Annotated in this window: 23 protein-coding genes; 17 read left to right on the forward strand and 6 right to left on the reverse strand. The window is 39.5% G+C overall.

Annotation, left to right across the window (positions count from 1 at the left end; translation table 11 throughout):
- Nucleotides 1–96: 96 nt before the first annotated feature.
- The 5 genes from rlmN (at nucleotide 97) to HPE63_RS16550 (ending at nucleotide 4,789) form a co-directional block, all read left to right on the forward strand.
- A complete protein-coding gene (gene rlmN / locus HPE63_RS16530; RefSeq protein WP_188315417.1) occupies nucleotides 97–1,143 on the forward strand; it encodes a 23S rRNA (adenine(2503)-C(2))-methyltransferase RlmN in 1,047 nt (348 codons plus the stop codon).
- A 93-nt stretch (nucleotides 1,144–1,236) separates the two neighbouring features.
- Entirely contained in the window at nucleotides 1,237–2,214 is a 978-nt protein-coding gene (locus tag HPE63_RS16535; protein WP_188315418.1) for a polyprenyl synthetase family protein, read from the forward strand.
- 114 nt (nucleotides 2,215–2,328) lie between these two features.
- The gene (locus tag HPE63_RS16540) at nucleotides 2,329–2,892 is read left to right on the forward strand and encodes an RNA polymerase sigma factor (protein ID WP_188315419.1); all 564 of its coding nucleotides are present in this window, start codon (nucleotides 2,329–2,331) and stop codon (nucleotides 2,890–2,892) included.
- Entirely contained in the window at nucleotides 2,879–3,622 is a 744-nt protein-coding gene (locus tag HPE63_RS16545; protein ID WP_188315420.1) for a hypothetical protein, read from the forward strand. The genes HPE63_RS16540 and HPE63_RS16545 overlap by 14 nt, the downstream gene beginning before the upstream one ends.
- Before the next feature lie 81 nt (nucleotides 3,623–3,703).
- A complete protein-coding gene (locus tag HPE63_RS16550) occupies nucleotides 3,704–4,789 on the forward strand; it encodes a porin family protein (protein ID WP_188315421.1) in 1,086 nt (361 codons plus the stop codon).
- A gap of 59 nt (nucleotides 4,790–4,848) precedes the next feature.
- On the opposite strand, the gene HPE63_RS16555 is transcribed toward HPE63_RS16550, so the two are convergent.
- The gene (locus tag HPE63_RS16555; RefSeq protein ID WP_188315422.1) at nucleotides 4,849–5,097 is read right to left on the reverse strand and encodes a zinc-ribbon domain-containing protein; all 249 of its coding nucleotides are present in this window, start codon (nucleotides 5,095–5,097) and stop codon (nucleotides 4,849–4,851) included.
- A gap of 66 nt (nucleotides 5,098–5,163) precedes the next feature.
- Between HPE63_RS16555 and dnaG the strand changes: the two genes are divergently transcribed.
- The gene (gene dnaG / locus HPE63_RS16560) at nucleotides 5,164–7,143 is read left to right on the forward strand and encodes a DNA primase (RefSeq protein ID WP_188315447.1); all 1,980 of its coding nucleotides are present in this window, start codon (nucleotides 5,164–5,166) and stop codon (nucleotides 7,141–7,143) included.
- A gap of 94 nt (nucleotides 7,144–7,237) precedes the next feature.
- Here the strand turns inward: dnaG and HPE63_RS16565 are convergent, their stop codons facing one another.
- Entirely contained in the window at nucleotides 7,238–7,867 is a 630-nt protein-coding gene (locus HPE63_RS16565) for a response regulator (protein WP_188315423.1), read from the reverse strand.
- 157 nt (nucleotides 7,868–8,024) lie between these two features.
- Nucleotides 8,025–8,813 (reverse strand): NAD(+) synthase, encoded by a 789-nt coding sequence (gene nadE, locus HPE63_RS16570; RefSeq protein ID WP_188315424.1) that lies wholly within the window; start codon nucleotides 8,811–8,813, stop codon nucleotides 8,025–8,027.
- Between the two features lie 216 nt (nucleotides 8,814–9,029).
- Between nadE and gldB the strand changes: the two genes are divergently transcribed.
- From gldB to HPE63_RS16585, 3 genes are all read left to right on the forward strand, one after another.
- Nucleotides 9,030–9,986, forward strand: a complete 957-nt coding sequence (gldB, locus tag HPE63_RS16575) for a gliding motility lipoprotein GldB (RefSeq protein ID WP_188315425.1) — start codon at nucleotides 9,030–9,032, stop codon at nucleotides 9,984–9,986.
- Nucleotides 9,987–10,322, forward strand: a complete 336-nt coding sequence (gldC, locus tag HPE63_RS16580) for a gliding motility protein GldC (RefSeq protein WP_188315426.1) — start codon at nucleotides 9,987–9,989, stop codon at nucleotides 10,320–10,322. It abuts the gene before it with no gap.
- A gap of 200 nt (nucleotides 10,323–10,522) precedes the next feature.
- Entirely contained in the window at nucleotides 10,523–11,869 is a 1,347-nt protein-coding gene (locus HPE63_RS16585) for an ATP-dependent 6-phosphofructokinase (protein WP_188315427.1), read from the forward strand.
- 159 nt (nucleotides 11,870–12,028) lie between these two features.
- Here HPE63_RS16585 and HPE63_RS16590 read toward each other — a convergent pair whose 3' ends face one another.
- A complete protein-coding gene (locus HPE63_RS16590) occupies nucleotides 12,029–13,645 on the reverse strand; it encodes an alkaline phosphatase D family protein (protein ID WP_188315428.1) in 1,617 nt (538 codons plus the stop codon).
- Nucleotides 13,646–13,733: 88 nt separating this feature from the next.
- Between HPE63_RS16590 and HPE63_RS16595 the strand changes: the two genes are divergently transcribed.
- Nucleotides 13,734–14,108 (forward strand): GTPase, encoded by a 375-nt coding sequence (locus HPE63_RS16595; RefSeq protein WP_188315429.1) that lies wholly within the window; start codon nucleotides 13,734–13,736, stop codon nucleotides 14,106–14,108.
- Between the two features lie 4 nt (nucleotides 14,109–14,112).
- Here the strand turns inward: HPE63_RS16595 and yihA are convergent, their stop codons facing one another.
- Together yihA and HPE63_RS16605 are read right to left on the reverse strand one after the other, a co-directional pair.
- Complete coding sequence (gene yihA / locus HPE63_RS16600; protein WP_188315430.1) at nucleotides 14,113–14,727, reverse strand: ribosome biogenesis GTP-binding protein YihA/YsxC; 615 nt, start codon at nucleotides 14,725–14,727, stop codon at nucleotides 14,113–14,115.
- An 11-nt stretch (nucleotides 14,728–14,738) separates the two neighbouring features.
- Entirely contained in the window at nucleotides 14,739–15,503 is a 765-nt protein-coding gene (locus tag HPE63_RS16605; RefSeq protein WP_188315431.1) for an alpha/beta fold hydrolase, read from the reverse strand.
- Between the two features lie 260 nt (nucleotides 15,504–15,763).
- Here HPE63_RS16605 and HPE63_RS16610 point away from each other — a divergent pair, with 260 nt between their 5' ends.
- From HPE63_RS16610 to murD, 7 genes are read left to right on the forward strand one after another with little or no spacing between them, the layout of a single operon-like run.
- Nucleotides 15,764–16,237 carry a division/cell wall cluster transcriptional repressor MraZ gene (locus HPE63_RS16610; RefSeq protein ID WP_188315432.1) on the forward strand — a complete coding sequence of 158 codons (474 nt, stop codon included), beginning with the start codon at nucleotides 15,764–15,766 and terminating at the stop codon, nucleotides 16,235–16,237.
- Nucleotides 16,227–17,120 (forward strand): 16S rRNA (cytosine(1402)-N(4))-methyltransferase RsmH, encoded by an 894-nt coding sequence (gene rsmH / locus HPE63_RS16615; protein ID WP_188315433.1) that lies wholly within the window; start codon nucleotides 16,227–16,229, stop codon nucleotides 17,118–17,120. The genes HPE63_RS16610 and rsmH overlap by 11 nt, the downstream gene beginning before the upstream one ends.
- 8 nt (nucleotides 17,121–17,128) lie before the next feature.
- Nucleotides 17,129–17,449 (forward strand): FtsL-like putative cell division protein, encoded by a 321-nt coding sequence (locus tag HPE63_RS16620; RefSeq protein WP_188315434.1) that lies wholly within the window; start codon nucleotides 17,129–17,131, stop codon nucleotides 17,447–17,449.
- Entirely contained in the window at nucleotides 17,449–19,455 is a 2,007-nt protein-coding gene (locus HPE63_RS16625; protein WP_188315435.1) for a penicillin-binding protein, read from the forward strand. The genes HPE63_RS16620 and HPE63_RS16625 overlap by 1 nt, the downstream gene beginning before the upstream one ends.
- Nucleotides 19,452–20,915, forward strand: coding sequence for a UDP-N-acetylmuramoyl-L-alanyl-D-glutamate--2,6-diaminopimelate ligase (locus tag HPE63_RS16630; protein WP_188315436.1), 1,464 nt, complete (start codon nucleotides 19,452–19,454; stop codon nucleotides 20,913–20,915). Before HPE63_RS16625 ends, HPE63_RS16630 begins: the two co-directional genes overlap by 4 nt.
- Nucleotides 20,916–20,936: 21 nt before the next feature.
- Nucleotides 20,937–22,157 carry a phospho-N-acetylmuramoyl-pentapeptide-transferase gene (mraY, locus tag HPE63_RS16635; protein ID WP_188315437.1) on the forward strand — a complete coding sequence of 407 codons (1,221 nt, stop codon included), beginning with the start codon at nucleotides 20,937–20,939 and terminating at the stop codon, nucleotides 22,155–22,157.
- The gene (gene murD, locus HPE63_RS16640) at nucleotides 22,158–23,492 is read left to right on the forward strand and encodes a UDP-N-acetylmuramoyl-L-alanine--D-glutamate ligase (protein ID WP_188315438.1); all 1,335 of its coding nucleotides are present in this window, start codon (nucleotides 22,158–22,160) and stop codon (nucleotides 23,490–23,492) included.
- Nucleotides 23,493–23,494: the final 2 nt, after the last annotated feature.

A 23,494-nucleotide genomic window follows, 5' to 3' on the forward strand; every position in this document is an offset into this window, starting at 1 on the left:
TAGTTTCGCTAGGGCGGAAATCTTGAATATACCGAAAGGTAAAATCCCACTTTATCGATATAAATTGAAGGTGGGATTTTTTTTGATGTACATGAAATGGAGGAAAAAAAAGTAAAGAAGGATATCAGGGCATTGACCTTGGAACAATTGCGCGAATTTTTTGCCGAAAGTGGTGATAAGGCATTTCGGGGCAATCAGGTCTATGAATGGCTCTGGCAGAAATCTGCCCATTCCTTTGATGTGATGACCAATATTTCAAAAGAAACCCGAGAGTTGCTGACTTCCCATTTTGTGATCAATCATATCAAAGTGGATCAAATGCAACGCAGTTCGGACGGTACCATAAAGAATGCCGTTCGTTTGCACGATGATTTGGTGGTTGAGTCTGTACTCATTCCGACTAAAACTAGAACAACGGCCTGCGTGTCAAGTCAAGTAGGCTGTAGTTTAGACTGTAAGTTCTGCGCCACCGCCAGGTTAAAACGCATGAGGAATCTAAATCCGGATGAAATATACGATCAAGTTGTCGCCATAGACAATGAAAGTCGGTTGTATTTTAACCGACCCCTTAGCAATATTGTTTTTATGGGCATGGGTGAACCTTTGATGAACTATAACAATGTATTGAAGGCCATTGAAAAAATCACATCTCCGAACGGTTTAGGCATGTCTCCCAAAAGAATTACGGTTTCAACTTCAGGGGTACCTAAAATCATTAAAAAAATGGCCGATGACGGGGTTAAGTTCAAGCTTGCGGTTTCCTTGCATTCTGCCATAGATGAAATACGCACATCGATAATGCCTTTCAATGCAACCATGAATTTGGCTGAACTTCGGGAAGCCTTGCAGTATTGGTACAATAAGACCGGAAGTAGAATTACCTATGAATATGTGGTTTGGAAAGGGATAAATGATACCCAAAAGGATGTGGATGCCTTGGTACAATTCTGTCGTTTCGCTCCCTCTAAGGTAAATTTAATTGAATACAACCCCATTGATGATAGTGATTTTCAACAAGCCAATGACAAGGCCATCGCTATGTACGTGAACACGTTGGAACGAAAGGGGATTACGGTTACAGTACGCCGCTCTCGAGGCAAGGATATCGATGCCGCCTGTGGTCAATTGGCAAATAAATCGTGATAATTCTGTATTCCGGATTCTATATTCTGAATTAGACCCTTTATTTTCCCTAAATTTAACGACTAAAGCATATAAGGCAATAAACCTCTATACTTGAAAGTTGTAGCTCAAATAAAGGATCCTGTAAATCGGGAAATGGAACTTTTTGAAACCAAGTTCCGCGATTCCATGTCTTCCAAGGTTGCCTTATTGAACCGTATTACCTATTACATTGTAAACCGAAAAGGGAAACAAATGCGCCCCATGTTCGTGTTTCTTACAGCCAAGTTATTGAACAATGGTGAGGTCAACGAACGAACCTATAGAGGGGCTTCTGTTATAGAACTCATCCATACGGCAACATTGGTGCATGACGATGTGGTTGACGAAAGCAATAAACGGCGTGGTTTTTTCTCAATAAATGCATTGTGGAAAAATAAAATTGCTGTCCTGGTGGGTGACTATCTACTTTCCAAAGGGTTGCTTTTGTCTATTGACAATGGTGATTTTGATTTACTTCGAATAATCTCCGTTGCCGTCCGTGAAATGAGTGAAGGTGAATTATTACAGATTGAGAAAGCCAGACGATTGGACATTACAGAAGAAGTCTATTATGATATTATCCGCCAAAAAACGGCAACGTTGATCGCTGCCTGTTGCAGTATGGGTGCCTGTTCTGTAAAGCCAGAATCTGCGGAAGTGGAGACTTTTAGAAAGTTTGGGGAATACTGCGGTATGGCTTTTCAAATAAAGGATGATCTTTTCGACTATGGGGAACAAAAAATAGGGAAACCCACGGGAATAGATATCAAGGAACAAAAAATGACACTGCCCTTGATATATGCGCTGAATACTTGTACAAAAGCGGAAAAAAAATGGTTGATCAATTCGGTGAAAAATCATAACCGGGATAAAAAAAGGGTGAAAGAGGTTATTGCATTCGTTAAGGATCAAGGAGGGCTTTTCTATGCCGAATCAAAAATGCACGAATTTAAAAGATTGGCGTTGGATATTTTACTTACCTACCCCCAAACCAATTATCGGGACTCACTAGAACTTATGGTCAATTATGTGGTCGACCGGAAAAAATAGGTTTTAGACGATTGAAAACCAGTATAATATAATAATCCAAAACTTTTTTTCAATTCTTAGGCAACTATCTTCCCTAGTTTTGCGTCTATCTTTATAGAAGCCAATCAAATCATTTTGAAGATCATTACAATCTACAATAACGAAAAACAGCTTATAAAAAAAGCGACTACAGGGAATCCGGAAGCGCAGAAACATATTTATGGGAAATTCGCGCCAAAAATGCTTGGGGTTTGTAGGCAGTATATTAAGGATCTGCATTTTGCGGAAGACGTAATGATCAGTGGTTTTCTTAAGGTATTTGAAAACTTGGGAACATTTAGGTTCCAAGGTAGTTTCGAGGGTTGGGTTCGCAGGATTATGATACATGAAAGTATTTCCTATATCAGAAAGCAACAGTTTGTAGTCTTTGACGATGAAATATATGAACGAAATGAGGTCGAAACCAATCCTATTTCCTCGGATATGGATGTAGAGCATATTCAAATGTTGATCGATGTCTTGCCCCAAGGGTATAAAATGGTTTTTGTGCTCTATGTGATCGAAGGCTATAAACATCATGAAATTGCCGAACTATTACAGATATCGGAAAGTACGTCAAAATCGCAATTGTTCAAGGCACGGAGGATGTTACAGGAAAAATTGCAGCAACAAAATATTATAGGTTATGGAAGTCGATAAAGTTGAGAAACATATTAAGCAACAATTGAACAAAAGGGAAATAGCCCCGTCGGAGGCCGCATGGGAAAAATTGTCCGGTCAATTGCCAAAAGCAGATAAAAGGAATTCAACTAAGTTCATTTGGTATAGTGTAGCTGCCAGTTTTATAGGCATATTGCTTATCACAACAATTTATTTTGCGAATCAAGATAAACTTGAAAATGCTGGAATTGAGGTGGTTATTGAGCCAAAAGAACCAGTTACTATTCCCAAATCAGAAGAAGTTTTGTCCGAAAAAAATAATGTGGAAGAACGGTTGGTTGAAGCAGAAAAACCAGTTATTGCGACCAAAGAAACTTTCTGGGAAAGGCAGGGTCCTTCAACAATTAAGGATAAATCCCAATTCGTTGTGGTGCAAAAAACAGACAAAATGGACATTGAATCCAAAGCCGTACAAACAAAGACGGAAGAACTTATCGATGCCAAAATAGCAGAATTGGTACGACAGGTTGATAGTATGGAAGATAATAATCTGCAGGTTACAGATGTGGAAGTAGATTCATTATTACGAAATGCAGGGCAAGAGATTCTCTCTGAAAAATTGAAAGCTCATGGAGGAAAGATAAACGCCATGGCATTATTGGATCAAGTCGAAAGTGAGCTAGACCAAACGTTCAGAGAGCAGATTTTCGAATCTTTAAAAGAGGGTTTTCTAAAAGTTAGAACGGCGGTCGCTGATCGCAACAATTAATATTCATCAATCAAATATCAAACTTCTTGTTCCTGCCTCCTATAACCGGAGGTGGGGGGCAAGATTAAAAATCAAATCAATATGAGAGTCATTATCATTTATTTAATCGTTGTATTAATTTCATTCGCAGTTCAACAATCATCCGCCCAGACAGATGAAGATTATAGGGGTAAAGTTGAATTATTGAAAAAGCAAAAGGATCAAATTGCGGAACAGGAAAAGGAAGCCCTAAAAATAGAAGTAGAGGAAATAAACAAACGATATGAAAAGAACCAAATCAGTTTTGAAGAAGCCAAGGATTTGAAAGAATCCGCAGCAAAAAAAAGAGCACTTAATATTGAAAATAGAATTGCCATTGTTGAAAATGAAATCCTTCTTTTAGAACGGAATAATGGAAATGTTTTGAAAGCGGAAGCCTTAGACAGCACCGGCTATAGGGCCTTGGAAATAAATTTGGACCTTATAAGGAAAGACGGGTCTTCAGTGTTGTGGGAAGGCAAAAGAAGAATGAAGAAAGAATTGAAATACGACAGACGCACCTACTCTGATTTTGTTTTGGCCGTTGGCTTGAACAACGCCTTGATCGATGGACAATCAATAAACGAATCACCGTATAAAATTGGGGGAAGTAGGTTTTTCGAAATGGGATGGTCGTGGCGCACGCGGGTTTTTGAGAACACAAATTTTGTTCGTTTAAATTATGGGTTTTCATTCCAATTCAATGGACTGAAACCAAAAGACAATCAATATTTCGTTGTTGAAAATAATCAGGTTGAATTGCAGGAATTTGAATATGACCTTAAGAAATCAAAGTTAAGAATGGATAACTTGGTATTCCCGATACATTTGGAATTTGGGCCGTCAAAGCTGCACAAAACCGAAAAGACCATGCGATATTCCTTGACCAATCAGTTTCGTGTGGGCATAGGGGCCTATGGAGGTTTCAACTTGGGTACCCGCCAAAAATTAAAGTACGACCGTAATGGTGAAAATGTAAAGGACAAATTAAACCGGGGATATAATACAAATGATCTTATTTATGGGCTAAGCGCTTATGTTGGGTTTGACGGTGTACTCTTATATGCCAAATATGATCTTAACCCAATTTTCCAGGACGCGGCCATAGAACAACACAATATCTCGCTTGGACTTCGGTTTGATCTGTAAACCATTGTTCCTCCGCTTATAAGGGGAGGTGTCTTGGCAAAGCCAAGGCGGGGGTTTATTTATATCGATCTTTCTAAAGCACGCCGCATTTCCTTGCTAAATTCTTCTTGGTAATACACCCGTTTGCAATAGGAGCATTCCGCTATCACATTTGTTGAAATCTTGAAGAGTTTGATCCAAAATAGATGAAAGTAACTGGAGCTGGTCGATGCGGTCAGTGTATTTTTTTGATTGCAGTAGGTGCATGAAACACCTTCTAAGTTTTTTAAATGGATCTTTCCGGGCCGCGTACCTAAGAATAGTATCATGGATGTGTTTTTACAATCCTAAGATAAATAAAATTGCTATTTTTATTCGCTATTCTTATTTCCAATATGATTTCAAAATCGACCATAGACAAAGTATACGAAACTGCCCGCTTAGAGGAGGTTATTGGTGATTTTGTACAATTGAAAAAATCAGGCTCCAATTTCAAGGGTTTAAGCCCTTTTACCGATGAACGCACACCTAGTTTTATGGTATCGCCTGTAAAACAGATCTGGAAAGACTTTAGTAGTGGCAAAGGAGGCAATGTGGTGGCTTTTTTAATGGAGCATGAGCATTTTACTTATCCGGAAGCCATTAAATACTTGGCAAAAAAGTATAATATCGAGGTTGAGGAAACCGAACGTACCGATGAGCAAAAGCAGGAAGCCAATGAACGTGAGAGTATGTATCTGGTTTCAGAATTCGCCAAAGACCATTTCTCCCAAATGCTTTGGGAATCCGAATTGGGAAAGGCTATAGGCATGACCTATTTTAAGGAAAGGGGTTTTACCGATGAGACCATTAAAAAATTTGACCTTGGTTACTGCTTGGACCAATGGGATGGGTTTACCACGGCTGCTTTGGATAAGGGCTATAAACTCCAATATCTTCAAAAAACGGGACTTACCATTGTAAAAGAGGATGCGAATAATCCGAACAGCCCTAAAAAGTTCGATAGGTTCAAAGGGCGGGTCATGTTCCCGATCCACTCTATGAGCGGAAGGGTTTTAGGCTTTGGGGGGCGTATTCTGACCAATGACAAAAAGGCGGCCAAATATGTAAATTCCCCTGAAAGTGATATTTATCATAAGAGCAAGGTACTTTACGGTATTTATTTTGCCAAACAGGCTATTGCGAAAGAGGACAATTGTTATTTGGTCGAAGGGTATACCGATGTAATCCAATTATATCAAAGGGGCATCCATAACGTCGTAGCTTCCAGTGGTACGGCTTTGACCTCGGAACAGATTCGACTTATAGATCGGTTGACCAAAAATATCACGGTTTTGTTCGACGGTGATGCGGCAGGACTTAGGGCATCGCTCCGTGGAATCGATTTGATTTTGGAACAGGGAATGAATGTTAAGGTATGTACGTTTCCCGAAGGGGAAGACCCGGATAGTTTCGCCAAAAACAACGATTTAGAGGATATTGTCGAATATCTGAACGGGAATTCAAAGGATTTTATTCAATTCAAGGCTTCTTTGTTGGTAAAGGAGGCCGCTAATGATCCTATAAAAAGGGCCGATACGGTTCGGGATATTGTACATAGCATAGCCAAGATTCCCGATCGAATAAAAAAAGAAATCTATATTCAGGAATGTGCCCAGATCATGAACATTTCAGAAGCGGTGCTTTTCAATACGTTGGCCCAGATCAGTAAAAAGGATTTTTCTGATGCTTCTAAAAGAGTCAATCAGGAGCAAAAGGCTTTCGATGTCGTGAAAAATGATCCTTTGCCCGAAAAGGTCGATGTACAATATGAGCTGGAACGAAAGATTATTGAACTTTTATTGTTGTATGGTAATAAAAAAGAGCACTTTGAGGATTTGGTGTTGAAAGAGAATGAAGAGGGCGATCTGATTTTGGAACCTGAATCCCTTGAAGTAAAAGTGTATGAAAAAATATACTTAGATCTTCAGGATGATGAAATTGAGCTCACAAATCCGTATTTCAAAAGCATTTACTATAAGTTGATCGACGTATTGAATCAAACGGAAGATTTTACGATCAATACCTTTATTGCCGATTTGGACCAGGAAATGGTAGCGGAAATATCCTCTATTTTAATGGAAGAGGAGAAGTATACCCTTCATAAATGGGAAAACAAGGATATTTATCCTAAGGATAAAAGAATCGGTGTATCACAGTTGGTAAGCGAGACCATTTTAACATTGCGTTGTTATCTGATTAAAAAAAGAATGGAGGCGTTACAGCATAGTACGGAAGAAAGCACTACAGATCATAGCGAGACCCTCGAAGAAATTATGAACTACCTGCAACTGAACAAGTTGTTGAATAAAAAATTGAACAGGGTACTCTCATAGGTTGGGCTTTGTTTAAAAATGCCGTGCAACACAAAGGAAAATAAAAAGCCCTGACAGTAGTGTCAGGGCTTTATATATCACTTAAATTCTTTATTTAGTACAACTCCAAAGCTTTGGCTTGTTGTAATAAATCAACCATATTGTCCACATTTAATTTTTTCATTAAACGTGCTTTATAGGTGCTGACCGTTTTCTCGTTCAAGTTAAGTCCGAGAGCGACATCCTTATTTCGTTTTCCGCTAGCTAATAGTTTTAGAACCTCAACTTCCCTTGTAGATAATTTTCTAAAGAATCTTCGCGGTTTCTGCGTTCCTTCATCAAACGCCAATCGTTGTGCAAGCTCATTTGTTATGAACATGTTTCCTTCAGCCACTTTCTTTACGGCAGAGATGATATAGTCGATATCCGATGCTTTAGAGAGGTAACCAAAAGCTCCAGCCCTAATGGTACTTAGTGCGTAGACATCTTCAGATTGTCCACTGTACATTAACACCCTCACATCAGGGTATTCCTTTTTTATCCTCCTTAAAGTGGCAATACCATTAATTTCCGGAATGTCCATTTCCAACATTACCACATCTGGGGAAGTCGTCTCGAGCTTTTCAAAAAGCTCGGAAGTAGTTGAAACATCATCTACAACTTCAAATCCACTTGCATTGTTCAATACCTGTCTAACTCCCATTCTAATGATAGGATGGTTGTCCGCAATTAGCACTTTAATCATTTTGTTAATTTTTTCTAGAATTTTTACTAACCTCACCGTCTTTAAAAACTGACATACAATGTAAGGGTAAAATATCTAATTACATTGGCAAATTTCAGTTAAATCGGGATATTATGGCATTATACTCGTCTTATGTACTTGATTACTAGTTGAGCGGTTACTTTAACTCCCTAGGAATATGACATATAGGTATGGGAACCATTTTATGTTGGTTCGCCGAATTCAATCTTTTAAAGATAGTAAAAACTTGCTTCTCCCTGCCAGAAAAATCATCAATTGATTTGCCCTCCTCGTTTTTTTGCATAGCCCATTCCAATTCAGGATAAGATGCCCCAATTTGGTCTTCATCTGTACGGTCATCACCCCAAAGTCCATCGGTTGGAGGGGCAACCACGATTTCATGGTTGATTCCAAGGAATTTGGCGATCTCATAAACCTCGGTTTTCAAAAGATCGGCAATAGGACTTAGATCTACACCCCCATCACCGTACTTTGTATAGAATCCCACACCAAAATCCTCGACCTTATTCCCTGTACCGGCAACCAAATAACCGTTTAAGGCGGCAAAATAGTATAACGTGGTCATACGCAATCTTGCCCTTGTATTGGCAAGCGACATAAAACGGTCTTCCTCATTGTCAACAACCGGCATGGCTTCAATAAAACTATCAAAAACAGGGGTAAGTTCTACGGCCTGTCTTTTGACATTATCAAAATTCTTAAGTAACCAATTAATATGGTTTGTCGCCCTTGTTTCCTGGTTTTTGGCTTGGTGAATAGGCATTTCCAAACAGAGCAGGTCAAGACCGGTTTTAGCACACAAGGTAGATGTAACGGCAGAATCTATTCCACCGGAAATACCTATAACAAATCCCTTCATACCAGCATTCGTTGCATAGTTCTTAAGCCAGGTAACTATATGATCGATTACTTTTTCGGTTTTCATGGAAGATTTTATTTGGTTAAAACAGTTAACTTTGCCCGATAAAAATAAAACCTTATAGGTTAAGATTAAAATTTAAAGGGTATTTCTTTAAATGATATGAACATTCCGAAATGTAACCTTTTTATCTACAAAAGGGAATGTTTAAGGTTAATAATAAAAGGGCATGGCACTAAATATAATCTCATTTTTTTTAAATAATTATAAAGATATATACGGATGATAAAGCCTATTTATGTACTACTTGTATTTGTCTTGGTCGTTATGGGATGTCAAAATGAGGACAAAGTAGCATCCGAAGTGAATAAAATAAAATTGGATGTAAAGGTTTCGAGATTCGATGAGGAATTTGCAAAAGCCTCACCTGCTGATATTCCTAGTCTAAGAAAGGATTACCCTTACTTATTCCCCGCACCCGATAGTATATGGGTGGCCAAACTAAAAGATTCACTCCAGATCGAGTTGCGAAGGGAGGTTCTGTTAGAATTCAAGGATTTTGATAAGGAATTGGTCGATATCGAATTGCTTTTCAAGTATATTAAATATTACTTTCCGAAGTTTTCGCCCCCACGAATAATCACAGTAACCAATGATGTCGATTATGACAATCGTATTATACTAACAGATAGTTTATTACTTGTCGGTTTAGATAATTATTTGGGTGAAGGGCATAAATACTATCAAGGCATGCAAAAGTATATCGCCGAAGGAAGGAAAAGGGAATTCATGGTAAGCGATATAGCGAATGCATTTGCAAATAAAATTGTTCCAAAACCTGAAGGCCGTACCTTTTTGGCCCAAATTATCTATTACGGTAAGATATTGTACCTTAAAGACAGAATAATGCCCTTTCAAAGCGATGCACAGAAGATCAACTATTCGGAAGATGAGTTGGCGTGGGCCCAAGTTAATGAAGAGCCCATGTGGAGGCATTTTATAGAAAGGGAACTACTTTACAGTACGGATAATAAACTGGCATTACGATTTCTGGACCCGGCCCCTTTCTCCAAATTCGGATTGGAGCTTGATAATGAATCCCCAGGACGACTAGGTCGTTATGTGGGTTGGCAAATCGTGCGCTCTTTTATGGATAATAATGAAGTTTCCTTGCAACAGCTTATAAATTTTTCCGCGGAGGAAATATTTAAAAAATCCAATTACAAACCAAATAAATAAATGGAGAAATTACATACATCAGAGATACGATTAAAAGTGGGGTTGGATGAAAATCGCGTTCCTGAAAAGCTAACATGGTCGGCCGAAGACGGCGGAATCAAAAATGAAGAGGCCAAGGCAATGTTGCTTTCTGTTTGGGATAGCAAGAATCAGGAATCGTTGAAGATCGATCTATGGACCAAGGATATGCCTGTTGATGAAATGAAAGTGTTTTTTCATCAGACTTTGGTGGCGATGTCCGATACGTTTATGAAAGCTACCCAGGATGAGAAAATGACGGCTTCAATGAAGGATTTTTGTGACTATTTTGCTGAAAAGTTAGAATTGAAAAAATAGCTTCTTAGCTTTTATAAGATTCTTCCAATATGTAAAAATTAGTTCTTATTGTGTTTTTCTTTACATATTTCAATAAATACAATGCGCTTTTTCACAATATATAATTTATTCGGTTTTTGCGCCCTTATTAATATCCTATATTACGGATATGTAGTATTTTTGGGGCTAGTTTTAACGGACTCAAATAAATGAAAAATAAAATGAAAAGCGGAGAAAAGTTAGATGTTGGGGAAATTTATGGGATTAATGTTTTAGGAAAAGCAACATATGATTCTCCTTTACGATTAAGTAAAAAGCGTGGGGATGATATTTTCAACTTTGTTAAAGAGGATGATAAAATATTGCAAGATATCTCACTTAGAGAATTTAAGAAGTGTTTGGCAGACAACAAGGAGCCTTTTGCTATGGAAAGGGCGGGTCCACGGGAAAAGATATACTTCAATGTAAAAAAGACCAAAGCTGCCATAGTAACCTGTGGGGGATTATGTCCTGGTATTAACAATGTGATCCGAAGTTTGGTCATGGGGCTCACTTATTTTTATGGGGTTAAGGAAATCCTTGGGGTTAGGTATGGTTTTGAAGGACTGAATCCTGCATACGGTCATGGATTTGTCGATTTAACTCCTGCTTTTGTGAAAGACATCCATCAATTTGGCGGTACAATTCTAGGTTCGTCAAGAGGAGGTCAGGATGTTGGTGTTATGGTCGATACCTTATATGAAAACGGGGTTGATCTATTGTTCACCATCGGAGGCGATGGAACTTTAAAAGGAGCGGACGCCATTGGTGAAGAAATTAAAAAACGCGGGGTAGATATTTCAGTCATAGGAATTCCTAAAACAATAGACAATGATGTCAACCTTATCGACAAGACTTTTGGTTTTGAAACGGCCTATCATGTCGCGAATCCAATTATTAGAGATGCCCATAATGAGGCTACTGGTGCTTATAATGGCATTGCCATCGTAAAACTTATGGGTCGTGATAGTGGCTTTATTGCCGCCTCTGCCGCAATATCCATGTCCGTGGTGAACTTTGTTTTGGTTCCAGAAATGCATTTTGAACTCGAAGGGGAGAACGGATTCTTGGAAGTGCTGAAAAAACGTTTGGACACCAAACACCATGCGGTAATAGTCGTCGCCGAAGGTGCAGGCCAGAATCTTTTCAAGAAGGATAAAAAAGAACAGGAGACCGATGCTTCCGGGAATATCAAACATGGTGATATTGGTTTATTATTAAAAACAGAGATTGCTGAATACTTCAAGAAGAATGATCGGCAGGTGACCATAAAATATATAGACCCTAGCTATATTATCAGAAGTGCGCCTGCTAACCCTGGGGACAGCATATTCTGCAATGGTTTGGCTTATCATGCAGTTCATGGGGCAATGACAGGAAGAACAAGATTTGTAGTTGGGAGGGTCAACAACCGATATGTTTATCTACCGATTTCCGCTGTAACCAATAAAAGAAAGAAAATCAACATGGAAGGTGGCTTCTGGTATACCGTTCTTGAAAGTACCGGACAACCATTTGAAATGCGTTAATCAAAATGTATTCCCCTAGGTTCTTCTGCCTTGGGGAATTCTTTTGGTCTAAATGCATATATTGTACTCGACGGCATAAGAATGCCTTCTATACCCGCCAGCCGAAGGAGCGGCGGCTCTGTCCTTAGGATGGTTCATTTCATTAATTGTATTTATTTCCTATTCCATGGATATGGTCATTGGCCATCCTTCAAATTGTTGGGCATCTGGAAGTGAGACATCTACATACCGTGGCCAGCATTCAAAAGTTACTTCTTTTGAGGTAGTGTTGAGACGAATGAGCCCGTATCCCCCGCCATTCGAATGGCTTTCAGGGTTGGCATAAGCGTACATACTAATTTTGTTGTTGAACCCATCTAAGTAATCACCGGTCCAAGGTAATGTTGTATTGGTATTGGGATTTGCCCCAGCTTTTTCATTTTCAGGCCACCACCATCGACTGTAGTAATCGTTTACAATGGCTGGCACAATAAAGGCCCATGGTCCGTCCCTGAATTCATGTATGCCATGTTTGATCACTGTAGCCAAATGTTGATCTCCTGCTATGTGAATGGCATTCGCCCTTTTAATAAGTTCCAGTGCTTTATTGCGACCGGATTGGGGCCAACCGTTTGAGTCTAGATCAGCATGTAATCGATTCTCTTTTTGCCCATGAATATGGGCGCCACCACAGAATCCGGTTTGTGAAAGCACCACTTTTAAAGTATTGGGATTTTTTTGTCCCCAATCTTGCAAAAAGTGGAGTTGACGATCGCCTAAAAGGGTAAGCCCTTCTAAATCTATAGATTCCGGATCATATTCAGGATTTCGAATATGGTCTGGCCGTGGGCCTTGCTGTGGGATTTTTCCTTTGGGTCCCGATTTGAATTTACGATCTTCCAAAATCGCAAAGTCAATACCTCCAAGTATGAGATTGGTGTAATAGACACCAATCCCTTGTTCTACTGGAGTGGGGTCGTAAGGATCGGGTAAATGTGCTGTTTGGCAGCGCTCGACCATTTTAATATATTCAGGATGGTAAGTATAACCACCATCAGAACTGCCTTCAGCATTCGATACTTTGCCATTTTCACCCCATAGGTTGCCCTGTCCTATATCATGGTCATCGGGTATGGTAATACATGGTCGGTTTCTGAAGGTTTCTTTGAACTGTAGTCCAAATTTTAACCAAGCGGCTGTATGTTCGGTATGGTCATATGATTGGTCGCCGGCAAAGAAGATCAAATCGGGATCTTGGTGGTTTATATTGCGAACATAATTTTCCCTTAAACCGCGATCTTTATTTGAGTTACATGACAGAGCAGCAATAACAATCTCTTTTTTATCTTTGGGGTCTTTACGTATAAGGCCTTTAAAAAGTGAGTTTTCGCCATGCCTTAATCTATAATTATAATTTTTAGTGTCATCCCAACCTTCAATCCGAAATAAGGCCGACCAACCTAAATCATTCACTTCCTGGGTTTTAATCTCTTTCCATTTCCCATTTACTTCGATTTCTAATCGAACCAAACGGGATTCTTCAGGATATAAAGGATATAATTGCGCGCTAAGTTTTAACGTCTCGTTAGACACTGTATATAGACCGAATGCGACTACGCTGTCCCTACTTATCTTTAAATCCAAAATAGGATTATCCTGTCTATTCCACCAATCGTTGATTGCCAGAGTATCGAGATTTACGAATGGTGCAATAGTAAGGGGCGTTCTCTCTTTCGGTTGCTCGTTACAACCTAAAAAGCAAATAAAGGATATGGAAATTAGCAGTGCTTTTTTCATGAATATAGGTTATGCATCGAACTTGTGTAAGTATTTTTAAATAAAAGAGACCTAATAACAACTAAATATAAACCTTTAGGAATCATAGATGGCTGAAATAAGCACCAAAAAATTGATTTTTGTATATAACGCGAATGCTGGTATTCATAATACGGTGTTGGATGGTGCCCATAAAATCCTAAGTCCCAAAACCTACAAATGTAGCCTTTGTGATATTACCTATGGGACGTTCGTAGAGAAAAGGAATTGGAAGAAATTCAGGGAAAAATTCACTTACAAAATGGAGTTTTTACACAAGGATGAATTCAAAAAGCAATATGCTTCAAAATTTGGCTATAAATTTGATTTCCCTGTAGTATTGGGGACATCCAATGGAAATTTTGAGATTTTTATTACGAAAAATGAATTGAATGGGTTGGCCAATGCGGATGAATTGATCCGTTTGATACAATCAAGGGTCTAGGCAATTATTGGTTTTCTTTGTAGAATTGTTGGTTAATAAGATCAATATATGAAAGCAGTTCATCCCTTCCGATATTTTTAGAGGATGAAGTAATGAAATGCCTAGGGGCCTCTTCCCACGCTCCAAGTAGCAATTCTTTTAGATAGACAGCCACATTTTTTTCAATGGTTTTTGCATTTAGCTTATCGGCTTTTGTGAATACAATGCTGAAGGGAATCCTATTTTCCCCTAAATATTCCATAAACTCAAGATCGATCTTCTGGGGTGTATGGCGAATATCCACCAGTACAAAGGCGCTCACCAATTGTGTGCGCTTAACAAAGTAATCCGTTATGTATTTTTGAAAGGTTTTTTTGTTTTTCTTGGAAACACGGGCATAACCATATCCGGGCAAGTCCACCAAAAACCAATTCCCGTTGATCTTAAAATGGTTTATCAGTTGCGTTTTACCGGGTCGGCCCGAAATTTTGGCCAAACTTTTACGTTCGGTCAACATATTAATAAGCGATGATTTGCCAACATTGGATCGTCCAATAAACGCATATTCGGGTAAAGGCTCATTGGGGCATTTGGCAACATCGGAATTACTCATCACAAAGTCGGCCGACTTGATTTTCATATCGAGGAAATTTAGAAATTCCGCTTTTCCAACCAAGCATCGAGAATTTCATTAAATTGCTCTGGATGCTCCATCATGGGAGCATGCCCACATTTCTTTATCCAGAATAATTCAGAATCAGGCAGTAAATCATGAAATTCCTTGGCTACGTTTGGAGGGGTTACAGAGTCGTTTTCTCCCCAAATAATACATGTTGGTGTTTTCATTTTAGGTAGGTCTTTGGACATGTTATGCCGTATAGCGCTTTTGGCAATGGCCAACGTTTTTACCAATTTAATCCTGTCATTGACCGTTGCATAAACCTCATCAACTATTTCTTTTGTGGCAACCGCAGGATCATAAAATACGTCCTGGGCTTTTTTCTTGATAAACTCATAGTCACCACGTTTTGGGTAGCCATCGCCCATAGCGCTTTCATAGAGGCCAGAACTCCCCGTAATGACCAAGGCCTTTACCATTTCGGGATATAACTTGGTGTGTAGTAAACCAATATGGCCCCCTAGGGAATTGCCCAAAAGGATAACATCCTTAATGCCTTTGAATTCGATAAATCTTTCTAGGTAGTTGGCAAAACTTTTTACGTTGGTCTTCAGCAAGGGCATGGAATAAATGGGTAGTTCCGGTATCAATACTTTGTACCCTTTTTTAGGAAAATGTTCGGAGACACCTTTGAAATTGCTTAACCCCCCCATAAGACCATGCAAAATAATTATCGGTGTGCCCTCTCCCTTCTCAATATATCGATATTTACCCTCTTTTATAATCTTTTCTTCCATTCAGAACGCTTCTGGTCTTAAGTCGCAAATATAGGCAATTCCGTAAAATACCTATCTATTGCTTCGATTAGTAATTGGCATGTAGGGGCTCACAGTGCCATTTGCACTTTTTCATGTGATGCAAACTATTGCTTAAGCTAAAGTTTAAGTCAAATGTAGGTCAAAATCAAACGAATTTATCAACAAAGTGGTAAATTGTGGTAAAATGTGGTAATAATTTCTATATATTTGAGTTTTAAATAAAAGACCAACCCTTCGAAGTGATAAATTTTAACGAAGCATATTATTGTAAAGCCGATGCCAAAGGTAGGGTAATGTTACCATCTGCCCTTAAAAATAGGCTATTACCTGTGCTAGCAGAAGGCTTTGTCATAAAGCGTTCGGTCAGCGGCGCCTGTTTGGAGTTATGGCCCATGTCCCAATGGGAAGATATGATGCTTAAAATCAAAAAACTAAATCGCTTCGTTAAAAAAAACAATGACTTCATTCGCATTTTTATGGCGGGTGTTAAGGAAGTGGAAATTGATAGTGCGGGAAGGTTGTTGATTCCGAAAAACTTAATGCCGATAGCCGGTATCGTAAAGGAAATTGCCTTGAGCCCATCTGTCGATATTATTGAAATATGGGATAAGGACAGTTATGAAGCGGCCATTGAAATAACCGATGAGGAGTTCGAGGTTTTGGCAGAGGATGTAATGGGGGACCTTGGTGAAAATACCCCCGATGTATCATAATCCTGTACTTCTAAAAGAGGCTGTTGATGGTCTGGCCATCAAAGATGACGGGGTTTATGTCGATGTTACATTTGGAGGTGGGGGGCACTCAAAGGAAATATTGAAAAGACTTGGTCCCAAAGGAAAATTGTTTGCATTTGATCAGGATGAGGATGCGCTTGCGAACAAATTGGATGATGAACGATTTACGTTGATCAATGAAAACTTTAGGTATATAAAGCAGTTTTTAAAGTTCTATGGCATTCAAAAAGTAGATGGTATCCTCGCTGATTTTGGGGTTTCATCACATCAGTTCGACAAGGCGGAACGCGGTTTTTCCACACGTTTCGAAGCTGACTTGGATATGCGAATGAGCAAGAAAAGTCCTGTTTCGGCCTATGAGGTGGTGAATTCCTATCGCTACGATGATTTGAGAAGGGTTTTGTTTCAATATGGTGATTTGCGAAATGCAAATGCAATGGCCAATACAATTATCGACAGTAGACAAGCGGCCCCGATAAAGACCTCGACCCAATTGAAAGAGGTTTTACGTCGGTTTTTGCCGAAACACAAAGAACACAAGATCCTAGCCCAGGTGTACCAGGCCATTCGTATCGAGGTAAACCAAGAGATTGAGGTGATCAAGGAGTTTCTGATACAGGTTCCCGAACTGTTGAACCTCGAAGGTAGATTAAGTGTGATCAGTTATCACTCCTTAGAAGATCGTTTGGTGAAACGCTTTATAAGATCAGGGATGTTTGAAGGGGAGCCTGAAAAGGATTTTTATGGGAATATCAATGTTCCCTTGAAAAAAGTCGGAGGTTTAATAGTGCCGTCAAAAGAAGAAATAGCAATGAACAATAGGGCGCGAAGTGCAAAGTTGCGCATAGCGAAACGAATCTGATAACATAAATGAAAAAGGGGATTCTAGATGTACTCAGGGGTAAATTTTTGGTGAGTGGTGATGCTCCCAAGAACTGGTTGTTTATAATTTTTGTTTCGTTTTTAGCAACGGTTATGATCGGCAGTTCCCATAGTGCGGATAAAAAGGTACATCAGATTGCCGCTTTGAACGAGGAAGTGAAAGAGTTGCGAAGCGAATTTGTGGATCTGCGTTCAGACGTACAACGTTTAAAGTTGGAATCCACCATAACCAGAACGGTTGAAAGTAAAGGTTTGTTTCCTTCAGAAACACCACCAAATAAAATAAAGGTTAAATCAAGTCGGGATTAATGGCAGTTACCGAAAAAGGGATATTGAACAGATTGTATGTTGTGGCAGGGTTTCTTTTCCTGTTTGCAATAGCCGTGCTCTTTAAATTGGTGAGCATACAAATGGTTCATGGTGATAAATATCGTGATTTGGCATTAAAACGAACCGAGAAAATGTTCACCATTGCCCCCAACAGGGGTAATTTGTATTCCGATGATGGTAGTCTGTTGGCTACCTCTGTGTCAAAATTTACGATACGCTTTGATGCCGTTACCGTAAGTGATACCGATTTTAAGACCAATGTGAAACCCCTTTCCCAAGCGCTATCCAAACTTACGGGAAAGTCATCCTCCTACTATCAACAACTTTTACGTAAGGCCAAAGCCAATAAAAATAGGTATGCACTTTTGGCTAGAAACCTTGATTATTCCGATTATATAGCCGTTAAGGAATTTCCTTTATTGAATAAAGGGCCAAATAAAGGAGGATTGATCGTTGAACAAAAAACAGTTCGGGAACATCCATTGGGGAAAATCGCGGAACGTAGCGTGGGCTATGAACGGAGAGATGAAAACGGATATTATACCCGTGTTGGCCTTGAAGGTGCTTTTGGGCAATATTTACGAGGTGTAGAAGGTAAACGACTAAAACAGAAAATTGCCAAAGGACAATGGAAGCCCATAGGCATGGACAATATAGTAGAGCCCAAAGATGGTTATGACGTAGTATCGACCATAGACATCAACATCCAGGATATAGCCCATCATGCCCTATTACGGCAATTGGAACATTATAAGGCGGATCATGGAACCGTAATCGTAATGGAAGCTCAAACAGGTGAGGTAAAGGCAATTTCCAATTTGGGCATGACCAAGGAAGGAAAATATTATGAGCGATTGAATTATGCCGTAGGGGAATCCCACGAACCGGGATCTACTTTTAAATTGATGAGCTTGGTTGCCGCTTTGGAAGATAAGGTCATAGACACCAGTTCGGTCATTGATACTGAAAAAGGGTATTGGAAGATTTACAATCATCGGGTAAGGGATGCCAAGCATGGAGGTTATGGAAAAATATCAATGGCAAAAGCTTTTGAGGTGTCATCAAATACCGCTTTTGCAAAAACGATTCATAATGGGTATAAGGAAAAGCCTTCGAAATACGTAAACCGCCTTATGGCCATGGGTATAGGCACGGAAATTGGCCTACCTATCAAAGGCGAAGGTAAGCCGGTATTGCGTTTACCTGGCGATAAAGGATGGTCAGGCCTTTCATTGGCGCAAATGGCGTATGGCTATGAGGTTTCAATGACCCCCTTACAGATACTTACTTTTTACAACGCTATTGCCAATGATGGTGAAATGGTAAAACCTAGACTGATCAAAGAGGTGAAAGAATGGAACAGGACTGTTTTGAAATTTGAAAAGGAAGTGATCAATCCAGCAATCTGCTCTAAAAAAACGGTTGCCCAAGTGCAGCAATTATTGAAGAACGTTGTTGAGAAAAAACACGGTACAGGGCATAAGTTGTACTCGCCTAATTTTTCCATGGCCGGAAAGACCGGTACTGCACAGAAAAACTATGTTTCCAAGGATCCTGATAAGCTGAGGTACATATCAACCTTTGCAGGATACTTTCCAGCAGAAAACCCGAAATACTCTTGTATTGTGGTCATCCATGAACCCGATAAAAGTGTTGGTTATTATGGGGCAGACGTTTCGGGCCCTGTTTTTAAATCCATTGCCCAAAAGGTTTATGCTACCAATCCCTTGATCGATGAAGTTGAAATATTGGGAACAGGCAATCAAAAATTGGATGACACCTATCAAAGTTATTATGCGGAAGCGCAGAAAAAATATAATAAAGTACCTAATGTCAAAGGGATGAGCGGAATGGATGCCATTTCAATTCTTGAAAACCTGGGCATTAAAGTAGAGGTGCATGGGAATGGTAAAGTTAAAAAACAATCTATTTCCCAAGGGACGGACATAAACAAGGTGGTTAAAATAGTGTTGGAACTTTCATGAAGTTACTCAAGGACATATTATATGGAGTTGGACTTACGGCCGTAAGCGGATCGACCAATGTCAAGATGAACAAACTGTGTTTCGATTCGCGAAATGTTGGTCTAGATGATGTTTTTGTGGCTGTAAGAGGAACCTTGGTAGACGGTCATGATTATATTGACAAAGCCATCGCTTCTGGAGCCATAGGAATTATATGTGAATCTATTCCTAAGCAACTGGTCAACGAAGTTACCTATGTTGAGGTTGAAAATGGAAACAAAGCTTTGGCCATAATGGCTTCCAATTTTTATGGAAATCCATCAAGGAATCTCAAATTGATCGGTATCACCGGGACTAACGGAAAGACTACCATAAGTAGTCTATTGTACCAATTGTTTAAAAAGGCGGGATTTAAAGTTGGATTGTTATCCACAATTAAAATAATGGTCGATGACAAAGAATATGCCACTAGCCATACAACCCCAGATGCCTTGACCATAAATAAGCACCTTAGCCTAATGAATGAAGAAGGTGTTGAGTTTTGTTTTATGGAGGTTAGTTCTCACGGCATTCATCAAAAAAGAACCGAAGGCTTGGTCTTTGAAGGTGCTGTCTTCACAAACCTTACACATGATCATTTAGATTACCACAAGAGTTTTGCCGAATATCGTGACACAAAGAAATCATTATTCGACAATTTGTCCAAGAAAGCATTTGCATTGACCAATGTAGATGATAAAAACGGACTGGTAATGCTACAGAATACCAAGGCCAAAAAGTATACCTATGCATTGAAGTCCTATGCGGATTACAGGGCTAATATCTTGGAAAATCGATTCGATGGTCAACTCTTGAAGATTGGGGATGATGAATTATGGACAAAGCTTATAGGGCATTTTAATGCTTATAATGTTTTAGCCATCTATGCCACAGCCGATTTATTGGGATTGGAGAAATTGGAGATCCTTCGTTTGTTGAGTGAATTGGAAAATGTTGACGGAAGGTTTCAATATTACATATCAAAAGAAAAAATTACGGCTATAGTTGATTATGCCCATACGCCGGACGCTCTAAAAAATGTACTCGAGACAATCGGTACATTGAGGACTGGAAATGAAAACGTCATCACCGTTGTGGGGTGTGGTGGCGATAGAGACAAGTCTAAGCGTCCGGTAATGGGCAATATCGCCTCACAAATGAGTGACAAAGCGATCTTTACTTCGGATAATCCACGTACTGAAACCCCTTCAGTGATTATTGAAGAAATGGAAGCGGGTGTTCAGCCGCAGAATGTAAGGAAGGTATTATCAATTGAAAATCGAAAACAAGCGATCAAAACGGCATGCCAGTTGGCTATGGCCAAAGACATTATCCTTATTGCAGGAAAAGGGCATGAATCCTATCAGGAAACCAATGGCAAACGGGTCGATTTTGATGATTTTAAAATAGTAAAGGAAGTACTGAAAAGTTTGGATAAATAACGAAAATAAGAAGATCAAGGGATGTTATATTATCTTTTTGAATACTTAGAAAATGAATACCAGGTACCTGGAGCTAGCCTCTTTGGTTTCACAACATTTCGTGCGGCCATGGCCATCCTTCTTTCATTGATTATTGCCACAGTCTATGGCAAAAAGGTAATCCTTTTGCTTCAACGAAAACAAATTGGGGAAAGAATCCGTGATTTAGGCCTAGAGGGTCAGGAGCAAAAAGCCGGCACCCCAACCATGGGCGGTTTGATCATCATTATGTCCACCTTGATTCCGGTCCTGTTGTTTGCCGATATATTGAACATTTATATCATCCTATTAATAGTAACCATCCTTTGGATGGGGACAATTGGTTTTATAGATGATTATATCAAGATATTCAAAAAAGATAAAAAAGGGCTTAAAGGTAGGTTTAAAATATTAGGGCAAGTCGTTTTGGGCCTTATCGTTGGTGCCACTTTGTACTTTCATCCAGAAGTGACCATGCGCGATCATGATAAAAGCACGATTACCGCACGATTTACTGTTGAACAGGTGAAAGGCAAGGATATTAAATCCACGATGACCACGGTTCCTTTTATAAAAAACAATGAGTTCGATTATGGTGATCTTATAGCTTGGGCAGGTGATGGCGCTAAGGATTATGTCTGGTTGATATTCATTCCCATGATCATTTTGATCGTTACTGCGGTTTCCAATGGTGCCAACCTAACCGATGGGATCGATGGCCTGGCCGCAGGAACATCAGCGATAATCGTATTCACCTTGGGTATTTTTTCCTGGGTATCGGGTAATATCATTTTTTCAGATTATTTAGATATTATGTACATCACAGGGGTAGGTGAATTGCTGGTGTTTGTGACTGCTTTCGTAGGGGCCTTGGTAGGTTTTTTATGGTACAACGCATTCCCTGCGACAGTATTTATGGGCGATACAGGTAGTTTAACAATTGGTGGTGTAATCGCTGTTATCGCTATAATCATTCGAAAGGAACTATTGATACCCATCTTATGTGGAATCTTCTTTGCTGAGTCCATTTCTGTAATGTTACAGGTCGGGTATTTTAAATATACTAAGAAAAGATTGGGGGAAGGCAAACGGATATTCTTAATGGCACCCTTGCATCACCACTATCAAAAAAAAGGATACCACGAAAGTAAAATCGTAACCCGTTTTTGGATTGTAGGAATCCTTTTGGCGATTATAACGGTTGTGACCCTCAAAGTTCGATAGATGAAAAGGTTGGTCATCCTTGGTGGAGGGGAGAGTGGTATAGGAACCGCAATATTAGGATTAAGGAATGGATATGAAGTCTTTGTTTCGGACAAAGGGGAAATAAAGAAGGAGTATAAAAACGTTCTTGGAAATTTTGGGATTAATTGGGAAGAAAACAACCATTCTGAGGATAAGGTCCTCAATGCGGATGTGGTAATGAAAAGCCCTGGAATACCTGACTCGATTCCCTTGATTGTTGCAATAAGAAAGAAAGGGATACCGGTAATCTCCGAGATTGAATTCGCATCAAAATATACCGATGCAAGAATCATAGGAATAACCGGGAGTAATGGCAAAACGACCACCACCATGCTTACCAACCACATTTTGGTCGAAGGCGGATTAAGTGTGGGAATGGCTGGAAATATTGGGGATAGTTTCGCCAAGATGGTGGCCGAAAATGATTTTGAAAACTATGTTTTGGAAATAAGCAGTTTTCAGTTGGATGGTATTGTTGATTTTAAACCACATATAGCGATCATAACTAATATTACCCCGGACCATCTAGATCGGTACGATTACAAATTTGAAAGGTATGTAGCTTCTAAGTTTCGGATTGCAGAGAACCAATCTGCTGAAGATTACCTCATTTATGATGCCGATGATACCGTAATCGTGGATTGGTTGGAAAAGCACCCGGTTAAATCCCAGTTAATGCCATTTTCAATTCAACAGGAATTGGAGCAAGGGGCATTCTTGAAGAACAATAAAATAATAATAAAGATTAATAACGAGACCATAGAAATGACAACAAGCGCACTGGCACTGGAAGGAAAACATAATTTAAAGAATACTATGGCCGCTTCAACTGCGGCAAAGCTCATTGGAATTCGAAAGGAAACCATACGGGAAAGTATTGCCAATTTCCAGGGGGCCGAACATCGGTTAGAAAAAGTGTTGAAGATTCAACATGTGCTCTATGTTAACGATTCAAAAGCCACAAATGTGAATGCCACGTATTATGCGCTTGATAGCATGAGCGCACCAACGGTATGGATTGTTGGGGGTGTTGATAAGGGGAATAATTACAAGGAATTGATGCCTTTGGTTCGCGAAAAGGTAAAGGCTATTATTTGTTTGGGAACAGATAATTCAAAGATTGTCGATGCCTTTGGAAATGTCGTCGACTTGCTGGTTGAAACTTATGCTATGGAAGAAGCGGTTAAGGTGGCATACAAAATTGCCGAACGTGGCGATATCGTTTTGCTCTCGCCTGCATGCGCAAGTTTTGACCTTTTCAAGAATTATGAAGACAGGGGAAATCAATTTAAAGAAGCGATTAAAAATTTATAGAA

This window comes from Maribacter arenosus, from assembly GCF_014610845.1.
Classification (GTDB): domain Bacteria; phylum Bacteroidota; class Bacteroidia; order Flavobacteriales; family Flavobacteriaceae; genus Maribacter_A; species Maribacter_A arenosus.

Bases quoted from the DNA above. Each gene is read 5' to 3' on its own strand.
- rlmN (WP_188315417.1), top strand. From the start codon at position 97: ATGGAGGAAAAAAAAGTAAAGAAGGATATCAGGGCATTGACCTTGGAA.
- HPE63_RS16545 (WP_188315420.1), top strand. From the start codon at position 2,879: ATGGAAGTCGATAAAGTTGAGAAACATATTAAGCAACAATTGAACAAA.
- HPE63_RS16550 (WP_188315421.1), top strand. From the start codon at position 3,704: ATGAGAGTCATTATCATTTATTTAATCGTTGTATTAATTTCATTCGCA.
- HPE63_RS16555 (WP_188315422.1), bottom strand. From the start codon at position 5,097: ATGATACTATTCTTAGGTACGCGGCCCGGAAAGATCCATTTAAAAAAC.
- dnaG (WP_188315447.1), top strand. From the start codon at position 5,164: ATGATTTCAAAATCGACCATAGACAAAGTATACGAAACTGCCCGCTTA.
- HPE63_RS16565 (WP_188315423.1), bottom strand. From the start codon at position 7,867: ATGATTAAAGTGCTAATTGCGGACAACCATCCTATCATTAGAATGGGA.
- nadE (WP_188315424.1), bottom strand. From the start codon at position 8,813: ATGAAAACCGAAAAAGTAATCGATCATATAGTTACCTGGCTTAAGAAC.
- gldB (WP_188315425.1), top strand. From the start codon at position 9,030: ATGATAAAGCCTATTTATGTACTACTTGTATTTGTCTTGGTCGTTATG.
- gldC (WP_188315426.1), top strand. From the start codon at position 9,987: ATGGAGAAATTACATACATCAGAGATACGATTAAAAGTGGGGTTGGAT.
- HPE63_RS16585 (WP_188315427.1), top strand. From the start codon at position 10,523: ATGAAAAGCGGAGAAAAGTTAGATGTTGGGGAAATTTATGGGATTAAT.
- HPE63_RS16590 (WP_188315428.1), bottom strand. From the start codon at position 13,645: ATGAAAAAAGCACTGCTAATTTCCATATCCTTTATTTGCTTTTTAGGT.
- HPE63_RS16595 (WP_188315429.1), top strand. From the start codon at position 13,734: ATGGCTGAAATAAGCACCAAAAAATTGATTTTTGTATATAACGCGAAT.
- yihA (WP_188315430.1), bottom strand. From the start codon at position 14,727: ATGAAAATCAAGTCGGCCGACTTTGTGATGAGTAATTCCGATGTTGCC.
- HPE63_RS16605 (WP_188315431.1), bottom strand. From the start codon at position 15,503: ATGGAAGAAAAGATTATAAAAGAGGGTAAATATCGATATATTGAGAAG.
- rsmH (WP_188315433.1), top strand. From the start codon at position 16,227: ATGTATCATAATCCTGTACTTCTAAAAGAGGCTGTTGATGGTCTGGCC.
- HPE63_RS16620 (WP_188315434.1), top strand. From the start codon at position 17,129: ATGAAAAAGGGGATTCTAGATGTACTCAGGGGTAAATTTTTGGTGAGT.
- HPE63_RS16625 (WP_188315435.1), top strand. From the start codon at position 17,449: ATGGCAGTTACCGAAAAAGGGATATTGAACAGATTGTATGTTGTGGCA.
- HPE63_RS16630 (WP_188315436.1), top strand. From the start codon at position 19,452: ATGAAGTTACTCAAGGACATATTATATGGAGTTGGACTTACGGCCGTA.
- mraY (WP_188315437.1), top strand. From the start codon at position 20,937: ATGTTATATTATCTTTTTGAATACTTAGAAAATGAATACCAGGTACCT.
- murD (WP_188315438.1), top strand. From the start codon at position 22,158: ATGAAAAGGTTGGTCATCCTTGGTGGAGGGGAGAGTGGTATAGGAACC.